Origin of the sequence: Micavibrio aeruginosavorus ARL-13 (assembly GCF_000226315.1) — a bacterium.
Taxonomy (GTDB): domain Bacteria; phylum Pseudomonadota; class Alphaproteobacteria; order Micavibrionales; family Micavibrionaceae; genus Micavibrio; species Micavibrio aeruginosavorus_B.
Genome location: NC_016026.1, coordinates 2,463,130 through 2,481,983, shown reverse-complemented (window position 1 = coordinate 2,481,983; position 18,854 = coordinate 2,463,130). Strand labels below are relative to the sequence as shown.

19 protein-coding genes are annotated in these 18,854 nt (G+C 56.5%); 14 read left to right on the top strand and 5 right to left on the bottom strand.

Annotated elements, in window-relative coordinates; genetic code table 11:
• Nucleotides 1-366: 366 nt before the first annotated feature.
• Nucleotides 367-807 carry a hypothetical protein gene (locus tag MICA_RS11795; RefSeq protein ID WP_236619914.1) on the bottom strand — a complete coding sequence of 147 codons (441 nt, stop codon included), beginning with the start codon at nucleotides 805-807 and terminating at the stop codon, nucleotides 367-369.
• Between the two features lie 170 nt (nucleotides 808-977).
• Between MICA_RS11795 and MICA_RS11790 the strand changes: the two genes are divergently transcribed.
• The 11 genes from MICA_RS11790 to ftsH (MICA_RS11740) all read left to right on the top strand — a co-directional run bounded on the left by MICA_RS11790 (nucleotide 978) and on the right by ftsH (MICA_RS11740) (nucleotide 13,134).
• Nucleotides 978-1,604 (top strand): hypothetical protein, encoded by a 627-nt coding sequence (locus MICA_RS11790; protein WP_014104002.1) that lies wholly within the window; start codon nucleotides 978-980, stop codon nucleotides 1,602-1,604.
• Nucleotides 1,605-1,894: 290 nt separating this feature from the next.
• Nucleotides 1,895-3,280, top strand: a complete 1,386-nt coding sequence (locus tag MICA_RS11785; RefSeq protein WP_236619913.1) for a DUF6782 family putative metallopeptidase — start codon at nucleotides 1,895-1,897, stop codon at nucleotides 3,278-3,280.
• Between the two features lie 70 nt (nucleotides 3,281-3,350).
• Complete coding sequence (locus tag MICA_RS11780) at nucleotides 3,351-4,481, top strand: DUF6782 family putative metallopeptidase (protein ID WP_236619912.1); 1,131 nt, start codon at nucleotides 3,351-3,353, stop codon at nucleotides 4,479-4,481.
• A 38-nt stretch (nucleotides 4,482-4,519) separates the two neighbouring features.
• Nucleotides 4,520-5,398, top strand: a complete 879-nt coding sequence (locus tag MICA_RS11775; RefSeq protein ID WP_014103999.1) for a pyruvate, water dikinase regulatory protein — start codon at nucleotides 4,520-4,522, stop codon at nucleotides 5,396-5,398.
• Nucleotides 5,395-6,237 (top strand): shikimate dehydrogenase, encoded by an 843-nt coding sequence (locus MICA_RS11770; RefSeq protein ID WP_014103998.1) that lies wholly within the window; start codon nucleotides 5,395-5,397, stop codon nucleotides 6,235-6,237. Before MICA_RS11775 ends, MICA_RS11770 begins: the two co-directional genes overlap by 4 nt.
• A complete protein-coding gene (gene coaE / locus MICA_RS11765) occupies nucleotides 6,234-6,857 on the top strand; it encodes a dephospho-CoA kinase (protein WP_014103997.1) in 624 nt (207 codons plus the stop codon). Before MICA_RS11770 ends, coaE begins: the two co-directional genes overlap by 4 nt.
• Nucleotides 6,841-7,557, top strand: a complete 717-nt coding sequence (locus MICA_RS11760; protein WP_014103996.1) for a glutamine amidotransferase-related protein — start codon at nucleotides 6,841-6,843, stop codon at nucleotides 7,555-7,557. Before coaE ends, MICA_RS11760 begins: the two co-directional genes overlap by 17 nt.
• Nucleotides 7,558-7,658: 101 nt before the next feature.
• On the top strand, nucleotides 7,659-8,084 hold the full coding sequence (locus tag MICA_RS11755) for a hypothetical protein (protein ID WP_014103995.1): 426 nt from the start codon (nucleotides 7,659-7,661) through the stop codon (nucleotides 8,082-8,084).
• 91 nt (nucleotides 8,085-8,175) lie between these two features.
• Entirely contained in the window at nucleotides 8,176-8,880 is a 705-nt protein-coding gene (dnaQ, locus tag MICA_RS11750) for a DNA polymerase III subunit epsilon (RefSeq protein ID WP_014103994.1), read from the top strand.
• Nucleotides 8,881-9,106: 226 nt separating this feature from the next.
• The gene (gene ftsH, locus MICA_RS11745) at nucleotides 9,107-11,101 is read left to right on the top strand and encodes an ATP-dependent zinc metalloprotease FtsH (RefSeq protein ID WP_014103993.1); all 1,995 of its coding nucleotides are present in this window, start codon (nucleotides 9,107-9,109) and stop codon (nucleotides 11,099-11,101) included.
• Nucleotides 11,102-11,184: 83 nt separating this feature from the next.
• Nucleotides 11,185-13,134, top strand: a complete 1,950-nt coding sequence (gene ftsH / locus MICA_RS11740; RefSeq protein WP_014103992.1) for an ATP-dependent zinc metalloprotease FtsH — start codon at nucleotides 11,185-11,187, stop codon at nucleotides 13,132-13,134.
• A gap of 182 nt (nucleotides 13,135-13,316) precedes the next feature.
• Here ftsH (MICA_RS11740) and secB read toward each other — a convergent pair whose 3' ends face one another.
• Nucleotides 13,317-13,826 (bottom strand): protein-export chaperone SecB, encoded by a 510-nt coding sequence (secB, locus tag MICA_RS11735; protein WP_014103991.1) that lies wholly within the window; start codon nucleotides 13,824-13,826, stop codon nucleotides 13,317-13,319.
• Between the two features lie 116 nt (nucleotides 13,827-13,942).
• Complete coding sequence (locus MICA_RS11730) at nucleotides 13,943-14,434, bottom strand: FxsA family protein (RefSeq protein ID WP_014103990.1); 492 nt, start codon at nucleotides 14,432-14,434, stop codon at nucleotides 13,943-13,945.
• 151 nt (nucleotides 14,435-14,585) lie between these two features.
• On the opposite strand from MICA_RS11730, the gene MICA_RS11725 reads away from it, so the two are divergent.
• From MICA_RS11725 to MICA_RS11715, 3 genes are read left to right on the top strand one after another with little or no spacing between them, the layout of a single operon-like run.
• The gene (locus MICA_RS11725; protein WP_014103989.1) at nucleotides 14,586-15,356 is read left to right on the top strand and encodes a Tim44/TimA family putative adaptor protein; all 771 of its coding nucleotides are present in this window, start codon (nucleotides 14,586-14,588) and stop codon (nucleotides 15,354-15,356) included.
• A gap of 53 nt (nucleotides 15,357-15,409) precedes the next feature.
• The gene (gene mltA / locus MICA_RS11720; RefSeq protein ID WP_014103988.1) at nucleotides 15,410-16,633 is read left to right on the top strand and encodes a murein transglycosylase A; all 1,224 of its coding nucleotides are present in this window, start codon (nucleotides 15,410-15,412) and stop codon (nucleotides 16,631-16,633) included.
• A gap of 35 nt (nucleotides 16,634-16,668) precedes the next feature.
• A complete protein-coding gene (locus MICA_RS11715) occupies nucleotides 16,669-17,856 on the top strand; it encodes a PrnB family protein (protein ID WP_014103987.1) in 1,188 nt (395 codons plus the stop codon).
• 46 nt (nucleotides 17,857-17,902) lie between these two features.
• Here the strand turns inward: MICA_RS11715 and MICA_RS11710 are convergent, their stop codons facing one another.
• Both MICA_RS11710 and MICA_RS11705 read right to left on the bottom strand, forming a co-directional pair.
• Nucleotides 17,903-18,418 (bottom strand): hypothetical protein, encoded by a 516-nt coding sequence (locus tag MICA_RS11710; RefSeq protein WP_236619911.1) that lies wholly within the window; start codon nucleotides 18,416-18,418, stop codon nucleotides 17,903-17,905.
• Nucleotides 18,405-18,839 (bottom strand): SseB family protein, encoded by a 435-nt coding sequence (locus tag MICA_RS11705; RefSeq protein WP_014103985.1) that lies wholly within the window; start codon nucleotides 18,837-18,839, stop codon nucleotides 18,405-18,407. Before MICA_RS11705 ends, MICA_RS11710 begins: the two co-directional genes overlap by 14 nt.
• Between the last annotated feature and the right edge of the window lie 15 nt (nucleotides 18,840-18,854).

Genomic DNA, 18,854 nt, shown 5'->3' with positions numbered 1-18,854 from the left:
TTTAATCTCGGGCTGTCCAATCGGGTGAACAATAACTTTAATAAAGAAATTTAAAAGGGTTTTAGTAGATAGTAGGGCCTGTGAATTATGGGGATTGCATTCTATCCCGCGACTTATTCACAAGGGTATTAACACGCCAATGGCTGTATTAACGCTTTGGTAACGATTCCATCCCCGACTCCAGCCCATTCGTTAAAAAGATCTTAACAGGGTGGCAAGCCGGTGTGATTCAGAGGGGTCAGCGGGGGCAAAATGGGGTCGGAATCTTCCCCACAAGGTTGGACCCCGATTCCCCCACAAACTTATCCCGCGAACATCGGGGGAACGTCGCGGGATAAAACGCTAAGGGCAGGATGGCTGTGCGGATCAGGCTTCTTCCAAGGCCAAAGCCGGTCCGGCGCCGGCGCTTTCAAAGATCAACTCGAACCCGATGGCCAGATCCTGGGCGACCACTTTTTTGTCGGCGCTGCGGGGCAGGCTGATTTTATAGGCTTTGCAGGCATCGAATAAAATATCCTGCAGCACATCGTCGGAGACGATAAACCCGGCCATTTGTTCCTTTTTAAACAATCCCGTGGCGGCCGCGCGGAACATCACGCCCTCGGTCTGCTTGCGGGCGTTGAACAGCGGGCGGAACCGGGCCTGAATATCGTGGAAGGAACGGTGGAAGTCTCGCGTATGCATAACATCCAAAATCCGTACATCGCGGGAATCCGGAATCTTCCCGATCAGGGGAATGGCGGCATCCAGCAAGGCGGGGGTAATTTCGTGGAGATAAAACAAAATCTCGCGACGCTCATGAGGCATTGGCTGAAACTCTAATATATTGTTTTACACTAATATAAACGACAGATAGGGCCCGCTTTGTCATAGACAAGGGGTCAGGGTTAGGATTCTTGCCAAAAGGCGCGGTTTTTCAGGTTTTTGCCCCTCGCCCCAGCTTGTCGGCCCCGGGAAACCTGTCTAGAATCCCGGCCATGTTTCGTGATGCGTTTCAAAAACTGGACCGGCTGGAAATCGAAAACCTGATGGGGGCGGTGAACCCGCTTCTGGACGGGGCGGCCTTTAACCCGCGGACCGTCACGGTTCTGGCGGCGGAATTGTCGTTTTATCCCGGCTGGCGGCTGCTGGATATGGCCGACCATGATGTGGTCCCGGCCCGCCGCGTCCATGTTTTGTACAATCCGGAGGCCAGCCAGCCGCTGCGCATTCTGGACTGGACCAACGCCCCGATTTACGCCCTGAACCGCGCCGCGCCTTTGACGCTGAAGGATGACCGGGCGGTTGTTGATTATGTGCGCTTCTTCTTCGCCTATGTGCGGGGGCGGCATGGGCGCTTTATCATTGCCGAAAATGTCGATGACATTGCCTGGAAGGAAGATCCGCCGCAGGCCGCACGCAAGGCCATTGGCAATCTGTTGGAACCCGTCCGCATGACCGGGGAATCCAAAGACGGCACGAAAACCCTGGTCGTCCGCATGATCTTTAAGGACAGCCTGTTCCGCTCCACCGTTCTGGTCGCCCCCGACGGGATGGTCAGCCTGACGGATGAGGAGCTGGTGGTTGAAGATATGCCCGTGATTGATGATTTGCTCGGTCAATAAATTGACCCTCGGGGATGATTTGCCCGGCCAATAAGCCCGACTCCACCCCCCTTTTTGCCCCAAGCCCCCTGATTTTGCGTGCCCCGCACCCGCACAAGCACGCGGAAGTTTAGATATTAGGGAAAATTACTCACCTAACCCTTTGTCTAAGCAGGGAAAAATATTTTCAAAAAACATCCCCCTTGGTTAGAACTCATTAACTTCGCCCCCGCATAATGAACCCATACCGCTACATGGGGAATGTGCGGATCAAAACGGGCGCAAAGCCCATAAAACAATGGTTTGGGTTCATGGGTACGAAGTCACATAATGGCCGGGGCGGGGGCAACGGCACCACCATCGAAATTCTGCAACAGGATGATTGCCGTGTTGCCTATACGTTGAATAACGCCCAACCGGTGCGTTGCTCAATCATTGGCGACCAGCCGCTGTTCTACATGGATTTTGAAGGCGACATCGAAGACGAGCTGGAGTTTGCAAGCGACTCTTATGCGACCTATGGCGCCGATCCGTTCAGCATTGATGAAATTGAACGCGGTGTTGCCGCGATGAAAGACCGCCTGATGGCGGCGGATGCGGCGTTGTCCGAACCGGGCCTGCCGCAATTGCGCATGGAAGAATTTATGGACGAGATGCGCGCCGCACTCGACCCCGAACTGGAACCGGCTTCGTGCAGTGAATTTGATCTGCGGTCCTTGCGTGCCGCTTTGGAAAAAAGCCGCGTGGCGCATGCTTATTTGTTGCTGGGTGAACAATTTGGTCTGGGCCTGCATTTTTCGGAACAGGTTGATACCGCCCATTATGACCGCGATGCCAATGCGATTTTCCTGAATCCGCGCCGTGACCGCACGGATCAGGTTTTGTTGCTGGCCCGCGAACTGCGCCGTATGTGGCAGCACCGGAATGGCGCGCTGTTGCATCCGCTGACCTTCCACCCGGATCAGGCCATTTTGGTCAACCGGGCCCAGATCGCCGATCTGGCCGCGTCCACCATCCGCGTGGCGTGGGAACTGCAGCTGGCGGGCAACCGCGATCCGTGGGAACGGCTGGAGGAATCCTCCATGGCCGATCTGGCTCGCGCCTTTGCGCGTGAAGCCTATCTGGATTTTCGTACCATCAATAATGGTTCGGCATCGGCCGCCGTGTTTGAAACATGGTTCCTGTCCGATCGTTGCCGCATCGAAGACCGCACACTGATCCAGCAGATGCTGGCCGATTATCAGGGTTATGTCTTTGCTGGCGAAGATGCTTCGCGCACCATCACCACCGATCTGGTGCTGGCGCTGGGTACGATGCCTTTCGGCAAAAATTACCTGGTCTCTTTTGTCCCTACCATCCTGTCCGACGCCATTTTTACCGAGGTGCGCGACCGCTCGAATGCCAATTTCCTGTGGTTCATCAAGTTCGAACGCTCCTTCCGTGAAGCGGAACAGGAATTGCAAACGTCTGAAACCATCCAAACCGGTGCAAATTCTGCCGCCGGAATACCAAAAAATAAAATGGATGGCGACAAATATGAAAAGACGGCAGCAAACATTATCCGTTTGCCCGGGGCGGACCGCGCGTCCGGTTCCGGCAAAAACCTTCCGGCCAAACGCACCGCGAGCGGTGGATCGGGCGGAGCCGATATTGTTTACCTCCAGCCCGTCTCTGCAGAAGACGAGCGCGGGTTGTGAGTATGAATTGATCGATCTGACGGGGAATTCTCCCCGTTGGATGGATGACGATGTGTGTGGATCTGATTCAATGAAGTCCGAGCGTTTAACGCGCAAAACCCATCTGAAACGCCTGCATGGCCGCGATCTCAACCGCGATGTGGCCCATCCCCATGTTTATGATCTGACCCATTCCACGGGCGATGCCGTGACCTTGCTGTCCGGCCCGAATGCCGTGCCGTCCGTGCGGATGATGCCGTGCTTCTGGCCGCTGGCCGCCATTCTGGCCGAAGCCGATCAATCCGATATTGACGGCGTTCAGGAACGCCCGTTCGCCTTTAAAACCGACCGCGATGTTCTGACCTGGTGCGCGATGATGGCGGGGGAAAGTCCGCTGGTGCGCGCCCTGATGCTGGATGCCGAAGATCATGGCTGGTCCGTTGGGCTCGATCATCTGGGCCGCGAAGGCTATTACATCGATGTGGCCGAACGTCTGATCCTGATTGATCGTTTTGGCATGAATGTCGATGCGCTGGGCCGCTCGGCGTTCTTCCGCAATGCGTTGCTGACCACCTTTATCCGTGCTTTGCGCGACGTCTGGCATGAAAACCGTCTGGACGGATCGGAAGAAGATTTTGCGCCCGACCAATATCTGATGCTGGAACGCGTGCGCGCGGCCGATTGCGACACCGTCACCATTCTGGCCGGCTGGGAATTGCGCGGGGCAGGCTTCGCCGAAATCTGGCGCCATATTCTGGGGTCAGAAGAGGGCGATATGGCCACCATTTTCACCCGTTTCCTGGAACGCGATCCGGGCGCCTTGTTCAATGGCGCCGTGCTCGCCTACACCTTCCGCCAATGGTATGCCGATACGGCCCGCGTGGATGCCAGCGACCATGAAACATTGGAAGTTCTGGATGATGTCTTCCTCAACGATGATATCACCCCGTCCTTCGGCGCGGACAAGGTCACCCCGGCGGTGATCGAAGGCCTGGCCATCCTGCCCGACGGCACCGCGTATTTGTCCGGTCTGGGCGATGGCATCCTGAAAGACCCGTTCTTCGCGGGCCTCAGCGACCCAATCAACCAAACCCACCTGTTCCACATCATGTACGACATGGAAGTGGTCATGGTGAACAACGTCCCGTTCCGCGACGCCGATCTGGCCCGCCTGATCTTCCCCGAGGGGGATCTGGTTCGTCCGGCGACACCGCGCGGGTAGGGCCTTTTCCAACGACTGAAAACTGCTACCATAGCGGGATGAAACACCATCGCGCCGATGCGCCGTTTTATATTCATCTGGTTTCTGACGCCACCGGCACGACATTGCAGGGGCTGGCGCGCGCCTGCTTGTCCCAGTTTGAAGAGGTTGAGGCGGTGGAGCGGTTCTGGCCGATGGTGCGGACGGATAAACAGCTTGAACGCGTGATCGCGGAAATTGCCGAAAATCCGGGGCCGGTGTTGTTCACCATGGTCGATAAACATTTGCGCAAAACGCTGCAACGCGCCGTGCATGATTTGGGCCTGCCCTGCATGCCTGTGCTGGACCCGATTATTAAAGGGTTATCGTCTTATCTGGGGGTTGCGCCAAAGGGCGTGCCGGGGTTGCAGCACGCGCTGGACGCGGCGTATTTCAAACGGATTGATGCGGTGGATTTTGCGCTGTCGTTTGATGATGGGCAAAATCTGGACGGGATCGAGGAGGCGGATGTTATTCTGGTCGGCGTATCGCGCACATCGAAAACACCGACCTGCATTTTCCTTGCTCGGCGCGGCATTCGCGCGGCGAATATTCCCTTTGTCCCCGATCTGCCCTTCCCTGAAAAAGTACTGAAATTAAAGGATTCATCGCATGATGGGCCATTGATCGTTGGCCTGACCGAAACGCCGGATCGTCTGGTGGCTTTGCGCCGCAATCGATTGAGGGCGGAGGACATGAATCCGCATTACACCGAAAATACCTATCTGGACATTGACCGTGTTGAGGAAGAAATTCGCGTCGCGCGCAAATTTTTCTCCGCCCATGGTTGGCCGGTGATTGATGTGACGCGCCGTTCGGTCGAGGAAACATCGGCGGAAATTCAATTGTTGCTGCAACGAAAATTGGGGCACAAGGATCAGCCGGAGCTGTTGTCATGACGCGCAAGACGGGCTTGATCGGCCATCCGGTATCGCACTCTTTGTCCCCTGTGATCCATACGCATTGGTTGCAACAATACCGGATTGACGGGACCTATACCGCCATTGATATCGCGCCCGATGACTTGTCGACCCGCGTGCGCGCGCTGGTGGATGATGGCTATGTCGGGTTCAATGTGACCCTGCCGCACAAGGAAGAAATTGCATTTTTGTGCGATGATCTGGATGACACGGCGCAGGCGGTGGGCGCGGTCAACACCGTGACCATCGACAATCGTGGCCGTTTGCACGGGCACAACACCGATGTGGATGGGTTTATCAATCACCTGAAATCGTCGGTGCCTGATTTTCATTTATCCGGCAAACACGCGGTTGTTCTTGGGGCGGGCGGCGCGGCGCGGGCTGTGCTGTATGCGTTATTGCGCGAAGATTTTGAATGGATCACGCTGATCAACCGCACACGCGAACGCGCGGTGGCGGTGGCCAATGATCTGGATGATGATGGGCGCGTGTTGATTGTGGATTGGGAAAAACGCGGCGGCGCGCTGGCGGATACGGATTTGCTGGTCAACACAACATCACTGGGTATGACCGGGCAAGCACCGCTGGATATGGATGTCGGCGGTCTGTCCCCCAATGCTGTGGTGTACGATATTGTGTATCGCCCGTTGATGACGCCGTTGTTGCAACAGGCGAAAATGCGCGGAAACACAATTGTAACAGGCCTTGGCATGCTGTTGCATCAGGCGCGCCCGGCCTTTGATGCGTGGTATGGTGTGATGCCGCATGTAGATGATGAATTGGAATCCATCGTGATGGAACGATTGGTGGGGTCATGATTGTTTTAGGTTTAACCGGATCGATCGGCATGGGGAAAAGCACGGCGGCGGCCATGTTTACGCGCCTCGGCGTGCCCGTGCATGACAGCGATGCGTCCGTGCATGAATTGCTGGGCCCGAACGGCGGCGCTGTGGCGGCGGTTGAAGCCGCGTTTCCCGGTGTGCTGGATCAAACCAACAATGCCATCGACCGCAAAAAACTCGGCGCGATTATTTTCCCCGACCCTGCAAAAAAGGCGATTTTAGAGGGGATTTTGCACCCGATGGTGCGGCAATCCCAAGCTGATTTCCTGCATAAAAACCGTGCGTTGGGCGTGAAGATTGCCGTGCTGGATATTCCGTTGCTGTATGAAACCGGTGCGGAATCGCGTGTTGATAAAGTCATCGTTGTCACCGCGCCGCCGCACGTGCAACGACAACGCGTGCTGGCGCGCCCCAATATGACGGTCGATAAATTCAATGCCATTCTGGCTGGGCAAATGCCCGATGCGGATAAATGCAAACGGGCCGATTACGTTGTCCAGACGGGCCTTGGCCGCGTGCATACCATGCGTGCGTTAAAAACAATCGTGCGTAACCTCCTGCAACAGGGACCATCGCCCCATGTCCACCATCCGTAACGTTACAATCTTTCGCCACTCCATGTCCGATGGCGCGGGCACCATTGCCGACGTGCTGGTGGATCGCGGCGCGGACATCGCGCTGATCGATACATTCGATCATGATTTCTCCGGTCTGGACCCGTTAAAGCCTGATTTATTGGTGGTTCTGGGCGGGGCGTGCGGTATTTACCAGCGCGATTTATACCCGTTTTTGAACCATGAAATTGACGCCGTGCGCACGCGCATCGATGCGGGCCGCCCAGTGCTGGGCATCTGCCTTGGTGCACAAATGATTGCGGCGGCTTGCGGTGAAGATGTGTACAAGGGCCCGCGCGGCGAAGAGCTCGGTTGGCATGATCTGGTCCTGACCGATGCGGGGAAAAATTCCGTCGCGCGTTATTTCGACAATACATCCACGCGCGTCATGCAACGCCATGGTGATACATTCAATCTGCCCAAACGCGCCACACGTCTGGCCAGCACGGTGAAGTACGAAAACCAGATTTACGCGATTGATAATCACGTCCTGGCGTTCCAATGCCATGTCGAGGTCACGCCCCGCATCATGCACAGCTGGTCCGTCGGCCTCGCTCACCGCGCCGCCAGCGGCGATCTGGACCTCAACGGCTTGCGCGCCGATACGGACCACTGGCTGCCGAAAATGCAGGCGCAAACGCGGCTGTGTTTGAATGAATGGCTGGAACAGTGCGGTTCATAACACATTGAAAAATAACAAATAAAATCCTTTGTATTGACATAATACATAGGCTTGATTACGGTCCCCCCATTCGAAACAAATGAATTAGAAGGGGAACCCTAATGACCAACGATGTTCAAAATCATAAAGGCGATTTGAAATCTCTGTTTATCAGCAACGCCAAGGGTGCGAATGCCACGCTTCTGGCCAGTTTCGCCACGTATGGCGCAGCAGTCGGCTATGCCGCGGTGGGCGTCTCGTCCCAGCTGACGGCTCTGGCTGTGGCTTCTCTGAGTGCAATTGCTACATATGCCTATGGAACCTCGCACGATTTTTCCAAGAAGGATGGAAACAAGCTTCTCCCGGCAATCAAACGGGATGCGAGAATCAAGACTCTTTGCTCCATTTTGGCCGCAGCTGCCAGCTACTACTATGTGACAGCCGAAGCAAATGCGGCGAATGATGTAGGGGCAAGTGAACCAGCACGACCCGTCGCAGAATTTTCTACAAAAACCAAGCAAGCGGCTCCGGTCTTGCGGGCGCAATAAGAACAGCATCTGAAATCTTAAAAGCCCCCGTATCAACGGGGGCTTTTTGCTGCCCCTTGCACGGCCTTGCAAAACCTTTCATAGTCGCCCCATGCGTGAAATTGTTCTCGATACCGAAACCACGGGCATGGACCCGTTGCAGGGCGACCGGCTGGTTGAAATTGGCTGTGTCGAGCTGATGAACCATGTGCCGACGGGGCGCACCTATCACCAATATATCAACCCCGAACGCTCCGTCCCGGCCGAGGCTGTGGCGGTGCACGGGCTGGATGACAAGTTCCTGAAGGACAAACCGGTCTTCGCTGAAATCTACACCGAATTTCTGGATTTCATTGGTGATGACGGGAAGCTGGTTATTCACAACGCGGAATTCGACGTCAAATTCCTGAACGCGGAATTGGCCAATGTGGGCTTCCCGGGCTATCGCTTGAAGGATGTGACTGACACGCTGAAGGTGGCGCGGGAAAAATTCCCCGGCTCACCCGCCAGCCTGGATGCGCTGTGCCGCCGTTTTGGTATTGATAACTCGGGCCGGGAATTACACGGGGCGCTGCTGGACGCGCAGTTATTGGCGGAAGTGTATCTGGAGCTGTGCGGCGGGCGGCAACATGGTTTGGGCCTGGGCGCGACCAGCGGGTCGACACAACAGGGCCGTGGATCGGTTTTGTCGGGGATCGACCCGGTGCGGCGCAAGGCCCGCGAAAAACGCGAATTTCCCATTCCGGCGGATGAAGCCGAGGCCCATGAAAAACTGGTCGCGTCTCTGACGGACGCCATCTGGAAGCGGGCGGATTAAGGCCCCCGGAACTTGGGCTTTCCCCAAGCGGGCCGCGCGCAAAGTCTTTGAAATTACAGGCGAATTTTGACCCCGGCGGGAAATCCTAACCCGCTGAATGCGCACGATTATTTCAAAAATCCGCGATTCCCATAACAATCAATTGACAGCTTTGGTTGAGCGGCCTACGACTTTCCCTCTTAAAAAATAAAAACAAAGAAAAAACAGGATCGGGAGTTGTTTCATCATGGCTGCGCCACAGAAGAATCCGAACGCGAAAAAGAAGAAAAATACGATCGCTTTGGCCGTTGCTTTTGCAATGGTTGCCGGGGTTGGATACTGGGCGTATAGCGATCGCCAGCAAAGCAACTACGACCGTGAGTTCAAGGCGTTCGGGATGTCTTATTCCGAATTTATCGAACGCGCCCGTCAGGGACAGATTTATTCCGTGGATGTTCAAGGCCAGAACGCACGCATCCAGACCATCGACAAAAAAACCTACATCACCCACATCTACGAAAGCCCGGATACCTTCATGCGCCGCATGGAAGAAAGCGGCGTTGATGTCACCAGTAAACCCGCGCCCCAACCTTCATCCGGCGGCGGTGGCTTTGGTGGTGGCGGTTTTATGATGATGCTGATGCTGTCGATCATTCCGGTCGGCCTGCTGATCGGTTTTATGTACTGGATGCAGAAAAAGCAGCAGAAGCAAATGGGCGGTGGCCAAGGGCCCGCCAATGGCTTTGGCAAATCCAAAGCCAAAATGATCAAGCCCGAAGAGTGCAAAGTGCGCTTCACCGATGTGGCTGGGATTGACGAAGCCAAAACCGAATTGATGGAAATGGTCGATTTCCTGAAGAACCCGGAAAAATACAAACGTCTGGGCGGTAAGATCCCGCATGGCGCGTTGCTGGTCGGCCCGCCGGGCACGGGGAAAACCCTGATGGCACAGGCGGTCGCGGGCGAGGCGGGCGTGCCGTTCTTCACCGTATCCGGTTCCGAATTCGTTGAGATGTTCGTGGGTGTTGGTGCATCCCGCGTGCGCGACCTGTTTGCGGAAGCCAAGAAAAATGCACCGTGCATCGTCTTTATCGATGAAATTGACGCGCTGGGCCGCGCGCGCGGCAATGGTGCAGGTGGCGGGCATCAGGAATCTGAGAGTACGCTGAACCAATTGCTGGTCGAAATGAACGGGTTCGAAGACAACCAGGGCATCATCGTTCTGGGGGCCACCAACCGTGCGGAAATGCTGGATGCGGCGCTGAAGCGTCCGGGCCGTTTTGATCGTCAGGTTTATGTTGGTTTGCCGGACCTGTCGGGCCGGGTACAGATTTTGAAAACCCATATGCGCAACGTGCCGCTGGATACAGACGTGGACCCGCGTGTTGTTGCGCGGGGCGTGCCGGGGTTCTCGGGTGCGGATCTGGCCAACCTTGTGAACGAAGCGGCGCTGTGTGCCGCGCGCCGTGACGGAAAATTGGTGACCGCTACCGATTTCGAACAGGCTCGTGATCGCATCATCATGGGTGCGGAACGTAAAGGGCTGGTGATGTCGGATGAAGAAAAGAGCCTGACCGCGTACCATGAGGCGGGTCACGCGCTGTGCGCTTTGCATTCCCCCGGTGCGGACCCAATCCATAAAGCCACCATTATTCCGCGCGGTGGCGCGCTGGGCATGGTCATGCAATTGCCGGACGGTGACCGCGTATCCCTGAACCGTCAACAGGCGCATGCCCGTCTGGCTGTGTGCTTCGGTGGCCGTGTGGCCGAAGAAATGGTCTTTGGCCACGACAAGGTCACCAGCGGTGCGTCCGGCGATATTCAGGCGGCGACCGATATGGCCGAACGCATGGTCCAGGATTGGGGCCTGTCCGACAAGGCGGGCACAGTGCGTTATTCCGCTGGCCGCGGAGAACAAATGATGGGCGTCGTCGGACGGTCAAAAAACATGTCCGAAATCACCTCGTTGATGCTGGATCAGGAAATTCGTGAGCTGATCGATAGCGGCAAGGTCCGTGCGGAACAGATCCTGACCGACCACCGCGACCAGTTGGAAAATATCGCGCAGGCGTTGCTGAAATACGAAACGCTCAGCGGTTCGGAAATTGCCGCCGTGGCGCAGGGCAAGCCCCTGTCCCGTGATCCGATCGATCCTGCGCCGGATGAAACGCCGCGCACGATCAATGCAAATGATGCCCAGCCGCCACACCCGGCAAACAATAACGAAATGCGTCCGCAATAACGGGCGCTCAAACAGGAATACAGGATCCGGGCCTCAAGCCCGGGTCTTTGGTTTTACGAGTGACGAAAAAGGATTTTTGATCAATGTCGAATATGCTCATAAAAGTCGGTCTGACGGCGCTTTTTGTGGCTGTGGCCTATAACATGATGGACACCAAGGCCGACGACCAGGCCGCGCGTCCAAAGGCCGAACACAAGCCCTATACACAGTTTATCGACATGGCACTGCGCGGTGATTTCGAAGAGATTGAGTTGCGTGGCCAGGATGGTCGCGAAGTGCGGGCGTTGGATGGCAACGGCACGTTGATCGTTTCGCGTATCCCCGTGAATGAAAACATCATGAACCGCCTCTATGGCGAGCGTGTTGATGTGGTTGATTTATCAGCCCGCGACAAACCGCAGGAAGCTGGGTTTATGTCTCGTCTGTTCCTGACATTGCTGCCTGCGGCGCTGATGATTGGGTTTTTTATGTTCATGATGCGCGGTGGCATGAAGGGTCCGGGTGGTGGCGGTGGTGGCGGCTTGCTCAGTGGCAAATCCATGGTGAAGAAATTCAATGCCCGGGATTGCGATGTGCGCTTTGAAGACGTGGCTGGGATTGACGAAGCCAAATCAGAATTGATGGAAATGGTCGATTTCCTGAAACACCCCGGAAAATATACGCGTCTGGGCGCAAAAATTCCGCGCGGTGCGTTGTTGGTCGGTCCGCCGGGAACGGGGAAAACCCTGATGGCCAAAGCGGTTGCGGGCGAAGCGGGTGTGCCGTTCCTGTCCCAATCCGGTTCCGAATTCGTTGAAATGTTTGTGGGCCGTGGCGCCGCACGCGTGCGCGAGCTGTTTGAAGAAGCCAAAAAATCCGCGCCGTGCATTATCTTCATCGACGAAATTGATGCTGTGGGTCGCCAGCGGGGCGGCGGTGTCGGCGGTGGCAATGATGAACGCGAACAGACGCTGAACCAGTTGCTGGTCGAAATGGACGGGTTTGATGGAACCGAAGGCATTATCATTCTGGCCGCAACCAACCGCGCCGATATTCTGGATGCGGCGCTGAAACGCCCGGGCCGTTTTGACCGTCAGGTGCATGTGGGCCTTCCCGATCTGTCTGGCCGTGTCCGTATTCTTGAAACCCATCTGCGCAACAAACCGATTGCGCCGGATGTGGATGTAAAGGTGATTGCACGCGGCGTGCCGGGGTTTTCGGGCGCTGATCTGGCCAACCTCGCCAACGAGGCCGCCCTGTTCGCCGCACGTCGTGGCGACAACGCCATCACCCAGGCCGATTTCGAAGGGGCCGCGGATCGCATCATGATGGGTGCGGAACGCAAAACCATGATCATGACGGAACAGGAAAAACGCCTGACCGCCTATCACGAAGCGGGCCACGCCTTGTGCGCGATCCACGCCCCCGGGGCGGACCCGATCCACAAGGCCACGATTATCCCGCGCGGTGGGGCTTTGGGCATGGTCATGCAATTGCCGGAAGGCGATCGCGTATCCCTGACCCGTCAGCAGGCGCATGCCCGTCTGGCTGTGTGCTATGGCGGCCGTGTCGCCGAAGAAATGATTTTCGGCGCGGACAAGGTGACAACGGGCGCATCCGGCGATATCCAATCCGCCACGGCCATGGCGCGGGCAATGGTTGAGGAATGGGGCCTGTCCGATAAAGCGGGCGCGGTTTTGTATTCTTCCAGCCGTCAGGAACAGGCGATGGGGGCCACGGGCCGGTCGCGCAGTATTTCCGAAGTGACCTCGCTGATGCTGGATCAGGAAATTCGCGAATTGACTGACATGGGCAAGGTGATGGCGGAACAAATCCTGACCGACCATCGGGGCCAGCTGGAAAACATTGCCGAAGCCCTGTTGAAATACGAAACGCTCAGCGGTTCGGAAATCAAGATTGTGGCGAATGGCGGCGTGCTGACACGCGATCCGTCGCAGCCGGCCCCGGACGAAACACCGAAGGGCCCGGGAACATTCGGTGATACGCCTGCAAATGACGGGGGCAACGATATGCGCCCGCCCAAGCCGCTGTAAGAAGGCCTCATAAAGCCCTCTCCCATGGGGAGAGGGTTGGGTGAGGGGGTAATATTTGTGATTTAAATTCCAAAATTCAAACCCCTCCCCCTAACCCCCTCTCTCTGGGAGGGGGGATGAAGATGGAAAAGAAAAAGCCCGGACCAAATGATCCGGGCTTTTTTATTGAACGTATGGCCGCCTTATGCGCGGGCCATCTCATCGGCCTTTTGTTGCAGGTCCGGGGCAAAACGCTGGATGTACAGCTGCTGAAAATCAATCGGGCCGATCAACAGCGGCGGGTACCCGGCCTGTTGGGTCAGGTCGCCCAGAATTTGGCGCGCGAACGGGAAGATCAGGCGCGGGACTTCAATCAGCATCAGCGGGTGCATCGTTTCCTGCGCCACGCCCTCGCCTGCCGATACGGCGGCGGCGTATTCGATTTCAGCTACGAACAACGTCGTATCCCCGCGTTTCGAGGCGCAGCGCAGGCGCAGAGAAACCTCGTACATTTGGGGGCTGCCCGGATTTTCCGGCAGGCCGTTCAGTTCCATGTTGACGTTGACCTTGATTTCCGGCTTGTCGGCGCTCGGGCGCAGGGAATGCGGTGCGTTCGGATTTTCGAACGACACATCCTTCACATACTGCGCATGAATGGTCAGGGGCATCGGGCGCACATCAAGCGGTGCGGATTGGGTGGACGCGTCAGTCATCAAAAAAATTCCTTACAGGTTCATCATGTGTGGTGAGATTAGGGGGTCTCGCCCCGGCGATCAACAGTGCAATCAAAAAGGTGGCCCCGCTTTACAGAGCGGGAGGGGATGTTTGTTTACGATCCGATTTTCTTGGTGTCATCGTCCGGGTCGGTGACGCTGATCTCCTCATACTCCACATCCAGAGCGGTGTAGGTCGATGATGGTCCGTTCGGGCCATCTTGGCCCGGCCGTGCCCCGGGGCCGCCCGGGAACCCGTGCACCTGAACCCATCCGGCCAGCGATTGCCGCAAAACAACCCGAATGGGTGGGATGAGCAGGGCAAAAGCGATGAAATCAGTGAAAAAACCCGGAATAATCAGCAAAATACCGGCAATAAACAGGCAAAACCCGTCGAAAATCTGCTGAATGGGGATTTCTCCGCGATTATTTGCCTCATTCAGGTTGAAAAACGTCTTTAAACCCTGCCTTTGCAGGATCATCACCCCGGCCGTTGCGCTGGCCACGCACAGCAACAGCGTGTTCAGCACGCCAATCTCCCCGCCGATGGCGGCGAAAAGGGCGATTTCAATCAGGGGGATAAGGATAAAAAGGATCAGAAACACCATGGCGGTCCGGCGGTCTCTTTCTCGCGTTTGTCTTGCGTTTGGCGTGAATTACATTAGGTTTTACAGACCGAGGGAGCGAAAAGCCAGCCCGATGGCTCCGCTCCTGTGTTAATATGGTTGCATCCCCTGCAAAACAAAGGATTCCATCTCCGTGACCGCTGATCTTCTACTGTATGCCTTGATTGCCGCAGGCTTGGTGTTCTGGCTTCGCAACGTGCTGGGTACGCGCCATGGCGATGAACGCCAGCGCCCGAACCCGTTTGCCCGTACCGATAATGATCCGGCGCGCAACGCATCCGCTCCGGCCCATCGCCCGACCCCGCCCGTGAATAATGGGGCGCTGAACGGCGATGCCATGCCCGGCATCCTGCCCGGGATTGACGAACCCCTGCCCGGCGTGGTGATCCCGGTGGGCAAGAATATGAGCGCGGCCAAAGGGGCCGAGGCTGGCCTGCAGGAAATCGCTAACGCCGATCATTCCTTTAACGCCACGCATTTCCTGGAGGGCGCGCAGGATGCGTTCGTGATGATTGTTGAGGCTTTTGCCGCCAATGATCGCGGCCTGTTGAAAAACCTGCTTGATCCGGCGCTGTATGCGGCGTTCGATGGCGCGATCAGTGCGCGTGAAGCGCGGGGTGAAGTCGCCCTGACTGAAATTCACGCTATTCGCCGCTTGGAAATCATTGATGCCCGGGTACAGGATAAACGCGCCCTTCTGACCGTGCGCTTCGTCGCCGATGAAACCGCAACAATTCAGAACAAGGACGGCGAATATATTTCCGGCAATCCGGATCGGGTGAAGGAAACCATCGATATCTGGACCTTTGCCAAACCGTTGAAATCCCGCGAACCAACCTGGTATCTGGTGGCTACGCGTGAGGAAGATGCGGATAAGAAGGGCATGCCGGAAACGGTGGCCTGAACGCCGGATGGATAGGGCTTGACGGCCCGCACGGGCTTCTATGGAATGGGCGCATGATGAAAAACATGCGCCCCTTTTCTTTGGTTCTGGTTTTATCCTTTGCGCTGGCCGCGTGTGGCACCGGGCCGGAAGAGCCGTCCCGCCTTGCCCCTGATGATGCCAAGCTGGTGTTGCGTGCGGCGGATGTGTCGGCCCTGCCGGGCTGGAACGAAGATGATGTGTCACAGGTTTTACCCGCCTTGCAAAAATCCTGCGCCCGCATTTTAAAGGCCGCACCGGATAAGGCATTTGGCGTTGATGCGCGTTTTGGCACCATGGCGGATTGGCAGATGCCGTGTAACGCGCTGACGCAAACACCGCCCACCGATATGCGGGCCTTTATGAACCAATGGTTCAATGTCTATGCGGCCGTTGCAGATACGGATCGTGGTGATCATGAAAACGGCCTGTTTACCGGCTATTACGAAGCGTCACTGAACGGGTCGCGCACGCGGCACGGTGTGTACCAAACACCCTTGCGCGTGCGTCCGGCGGATCTGGTGATGGTGGATCTAGGCCAATTCCGCGACAGTCTAAAAGGCCAGCGGATTGCAGGCCGCGTGATCGACGGGAATTTAAAACCGTTTGAATCGCGCACACAAATCGAAGCGCAAACCCCCGCATTGAAAGATGATGACGCGACCGTTCTGGCGTGGGTGGATAATCCGGTGGACGCATTCTTCCTGCAAATTCAGGGCTCGGGCCGCGTGCAGATGGATGATGGGTCGGTGCTGCAGGTGGGTTATGCGGCACAGAATGGCCACCCCTATACAGCGATCGGACGCGAGCTGATCAAACGCGGCGCCATGACCAAGGACGAAGTGTCGATGCAATCGATCCGCGCGTGGTTGGAAGCCCATCCAGATCAGGCGGATGAATTGATGAACGTGAATGCGTCCTATGTCTATTTCCAGTTGATCGAGGGCGAAGGCCCGCTGGGCGGGGAGAATATTGCTCTGACGGCGGGGCGGTCATTGGCGATTGATCGCAGCAAAATCCCCTATGGCGTGCCGTTGTGGCTGGATGCGGGCGGGCCGGGGTCGGATACGGATAAAACCGTGCCGCCCATTCGTCGCCTGATGATGGCCCAGGATACGGGCGGTGCCATTCGCGGCGCGGTGCGCGGCGATGTGTATTTCGGTTTCGGTGATGCGGCAGAGCACAATGCCGGGCTGATGAAATCCGATGGCCGCTACTGGTTTTTCATTCCAAAATCGGTCACATTTGACCCGCAATAATTTAGAAAAGCCATACACAGGAAGGACATTCTTCAATGCTGAAACTCTCCGATTACGATATCACGCCTGATCGCGGCTTTCTGGCCCCCTATGAGATGGATGAGGTCACGTTGCCGTCGGATTTCAATGCGATCCTGATCTCGGGTAAGCACTTGTCCGATCTGATGTTGACGGGACGTGTGCGTCACTTCCTGAACGCGTTGCCGGAAATTGATATGGCGGCGCATATCGATCATCTGAACGATGCGCAACTGCGCCGTCTGATGGTGCATTATTCCTTCATTGTTCAAGCCTATGTCTGGGGCGAAAAAGAAGCGGCCCAAACCCTGCCCCGCAATCTGGCGGTGCCGTATTGCATTCTGGCCGATAAAATCGGACAGTTTCCGCTGTTGCCCTATTCATCTTATACGCTGGATAACTGGGCAAAACTGGATCCGCGTGGCGATGTGGCGCTCAACAACATTTACGTCATTCAAAATTTTTATGACGGGTTGGATGAAAACTGGTTCATCCTGGTCCATGTTGAGATTGAAGCGAAAGCGGGTGCCGCACTGGCCGCTATTCCCGGCCTGCTCGATGCGCTGGCCGCGAAGGACGGTGCTGGTGTAACCACGGGCCTGCGCACCATTCTGGCTGCGTGGGAAAAGATCAATCCTGTGTTTGACCGCATGCCGGAGGGGTGTGATCCGTATATCTATTACCACCGTGTCCGTCCCTATATTCACGGGTGGAAAGGCAATCCCGCTTTGCCGGATGGTTTGATTTATGACGGCGTGGCGAAATATGCCGGCAAACCACAACCGTTCCGCGGCCAAACCGGATCGCAAAGCTCGATCGTGCCGACCATGGACGCGTTGCTGGGCATTGCGCACGAAAATGATCCGCTGCGCGAATATCTGGATGAACTGCATCAATACCGCCCGCCGCGCCACCGCAAATTTATCGAAGATGTGGCGAAAAATTCGAATTTGCGCGATTTTGTCGCGGCATCGGGCTCGGCGGAGCTGGTTGGGTTGTACAATGATATCGTCAATCATGTGCAGGCCTTCCGCACGCGCCATCTGGAATATGCGGCCAGCTATATCAACAAACAGGCCCGTGATTCCGAAGGCAACCCGGTGGATATCGGCACCGGCGGCACGCCGTTTATGAAGTATCTGAAGAAGCATCGTGACGAAAGCGGTCAGCATTTGCTGCCGTTGCCGCCGGAAAAATCGGCGTAAAGTCAGGGCGGATAAAAAATCCCCGGAACGATGCCCGGGGATTTTTTTATTTGTACAAAAACTGCTTCAGCCGATGTTCGACATGGCGGCATCGTCTGTCATTGCTCATGCACAGGATGGGGCCAGCCAGCAATTCATAATGCGCCAGATCGGGAACCAGGCGGCTGTTTTCTGCAACATCGCTGATGGTGTTGGCGCATTCGATAAAGGCGCTTTTCATGGCGGCGGCAGGGTATGTGCCCTGTTCCGCGGCCGTTGATGCGGCGCAATTATTTTTGACCAGCTCGACAAAGCTGGTCTGGCCCTCGCGTTCCAGCGTTTCCATGTAGTTGGATACCATCACCCGGCTGGATTCCGACAGGGTGCGCAGGCACCCGGCCGTGGTCCACATATGTGCCTTGGTCGCGCAATCCACCGCCACCATTTTGGTGTAGTGCATGGCGGTCTCGCTGATCGCTGTGCCGCTTTGCGGTTTCTGGATTGGTTGCGCCATGGCCGATGATGCGCCGATCACCGCACATGCCAGAACCAGGATCAGGGCGCGGATCTTATTCCTCATCATCGTCGTCTTCGCTGTCGTCGATAATGGCGTTCAGCAATTCCTGCACTTCATCCGGTTCCAGCGTCAGCGAAATATCGCTTTCCGGATTGATGGTGATGGCGGCATCGTCAATCGCGGCCAGCAAATCCCGCATGACAAAAGACAGATAAGGAACCGGGTCTCCCTCGGTCGCTTCCTCCAGCAGGGCTTCACTGGTGAACACAGGGATAAAGGATGAATCGTCATCCGCCTGCCAGACATGCAGTTCCAGCTCCGGGCCGTCCTCCGTCTGTCCGGTGACGGCACCGGGCACAAAAACCGTGGCGCCAACCAGCGCGTCGTAAAAGGCCATGGTCGCGTTTTCATCCAGCGCGGCCAGCATCATCAGCTCTTCCAGCGGCGGGGCGTTATCGTTTGCGTTATCGGAGTCAGGGGTGCTCATAGCCGTGGCCTAAAA

Coding starts and splice junctions, on each gene's coding strand:
- MICA_RS11760 (WP_014103996.1), top strand. CDS start 6,841: ATGTCCACCATCCGTAACGTTACAATCTTTCGCCACTCCATGTCCGAT.
- ftsH (WP_014103993.1), top strand. CDS start 9,107: ATGGCTGCGCCACAGAAGAATCCGAACGCGAAAAAGAAGAAAAATACG.
- MICA_RS11780 (WP_236619912.1), top strand. CDS start 3,351: ATGAAGTCCGAGCGTTTAACGCGCAAAACCCATCTGAAACGCCTGCAT.
- MICA_RS11715 (WP_014103987.1), top strand. CDS start 16,669: ATGCTGAAACTCTCCGATTACGATATCACGCCTGATCGCGGCTTTCTG.
- coaE (WP_014103997.1), top strand. CDS start 6,234: ATGATTGTTTTAGGTTTAACCGGATCGATCGGCATGGGGAAAAGCACG.
- MICA_RS11730 (WP_014103990.1), bottom strand. CDS start 14,434: ATGGTGTTTCTGATCCTTTTTATCCTTATCCCCCTGATTGAAATCGCC.
- dnaQ (WP_014103994.1), top strand. CDS start 8,176: ATGCGTGAAATTGTTCTCGATACCGAAACCACGGGCATGGACCCGTTG.
- MICA_RS11790 (WP_014104002.1), top strand. CDS start 978: ATGTTTCGTGATGCGTTTCAAAAACTGGACCGGCTGGAAATCGAAAAC.
- MICA_RS11755 (WP_014103995.1), top strand. CDS start 7,659: ATGACCAACGATGTTCAAAATCATAAAGGCGATTTGAAATCTCTGTTT.
- MICA_RS11775 (WP_014103999.1), top strand. CDS start 4,520: ATGAAACACCATCGCGCCGATGCGCCGTTTTATATTCATCTGGTTTCT.
- MICA_RS11710 (WP_236619911.1), bottom strand. CDS start 18,418: ATGATGAGGAATAAGATCCGCGCCCTGATCCTGGTTCTGGCATGTGCG.
- secB (WP_014103991.1), bottom strand. CDS start 13,826: ATGACTGACGCGTCCACCCAATCCGCACCGCTTGATGTGCGCCCGATG.
- MICA_RS11770 (WP_014103998.1), top strand. CDS start 5,395: ATGACGCGCAAGACGGGCTTGATCGGCCATCCGGTATCGCACTCTTTG.
- MICA_RS11705 (WP_014103985.1), bottom strand. CDS start 18,839: ATGAGCACCCCTGACTCCGATAACGCAAACGATAACGCCCCGCCGCTG.
- MICA_RS11795 (WP_236619914.1), bottom strand. CDS start 807: ATGCCTCATGAGCGTCGCGAGATTTTGTTTTATCTCCACGAAATTACC.
- mltA (WP_014103988.1), top strand. CDS start 15,410: ATGATGAAAAACATGCGCCCCTTTTCTTTGGTTCTGGTTTTATCCTTT.
- ftsH (WP_014103992.1), top strand. CDS start 11,185: ATGTCGAATATGCTCATAAAAGTCGGTCTGACGGCGCTTTTTGTGGCT.
- MICA_RS11785 (WP_236619913.1), top strand. CDS start 1,895: ATGGGTACGAAGTCACATAATGGCCGGGGCGGGGGCAACGGCACCACC.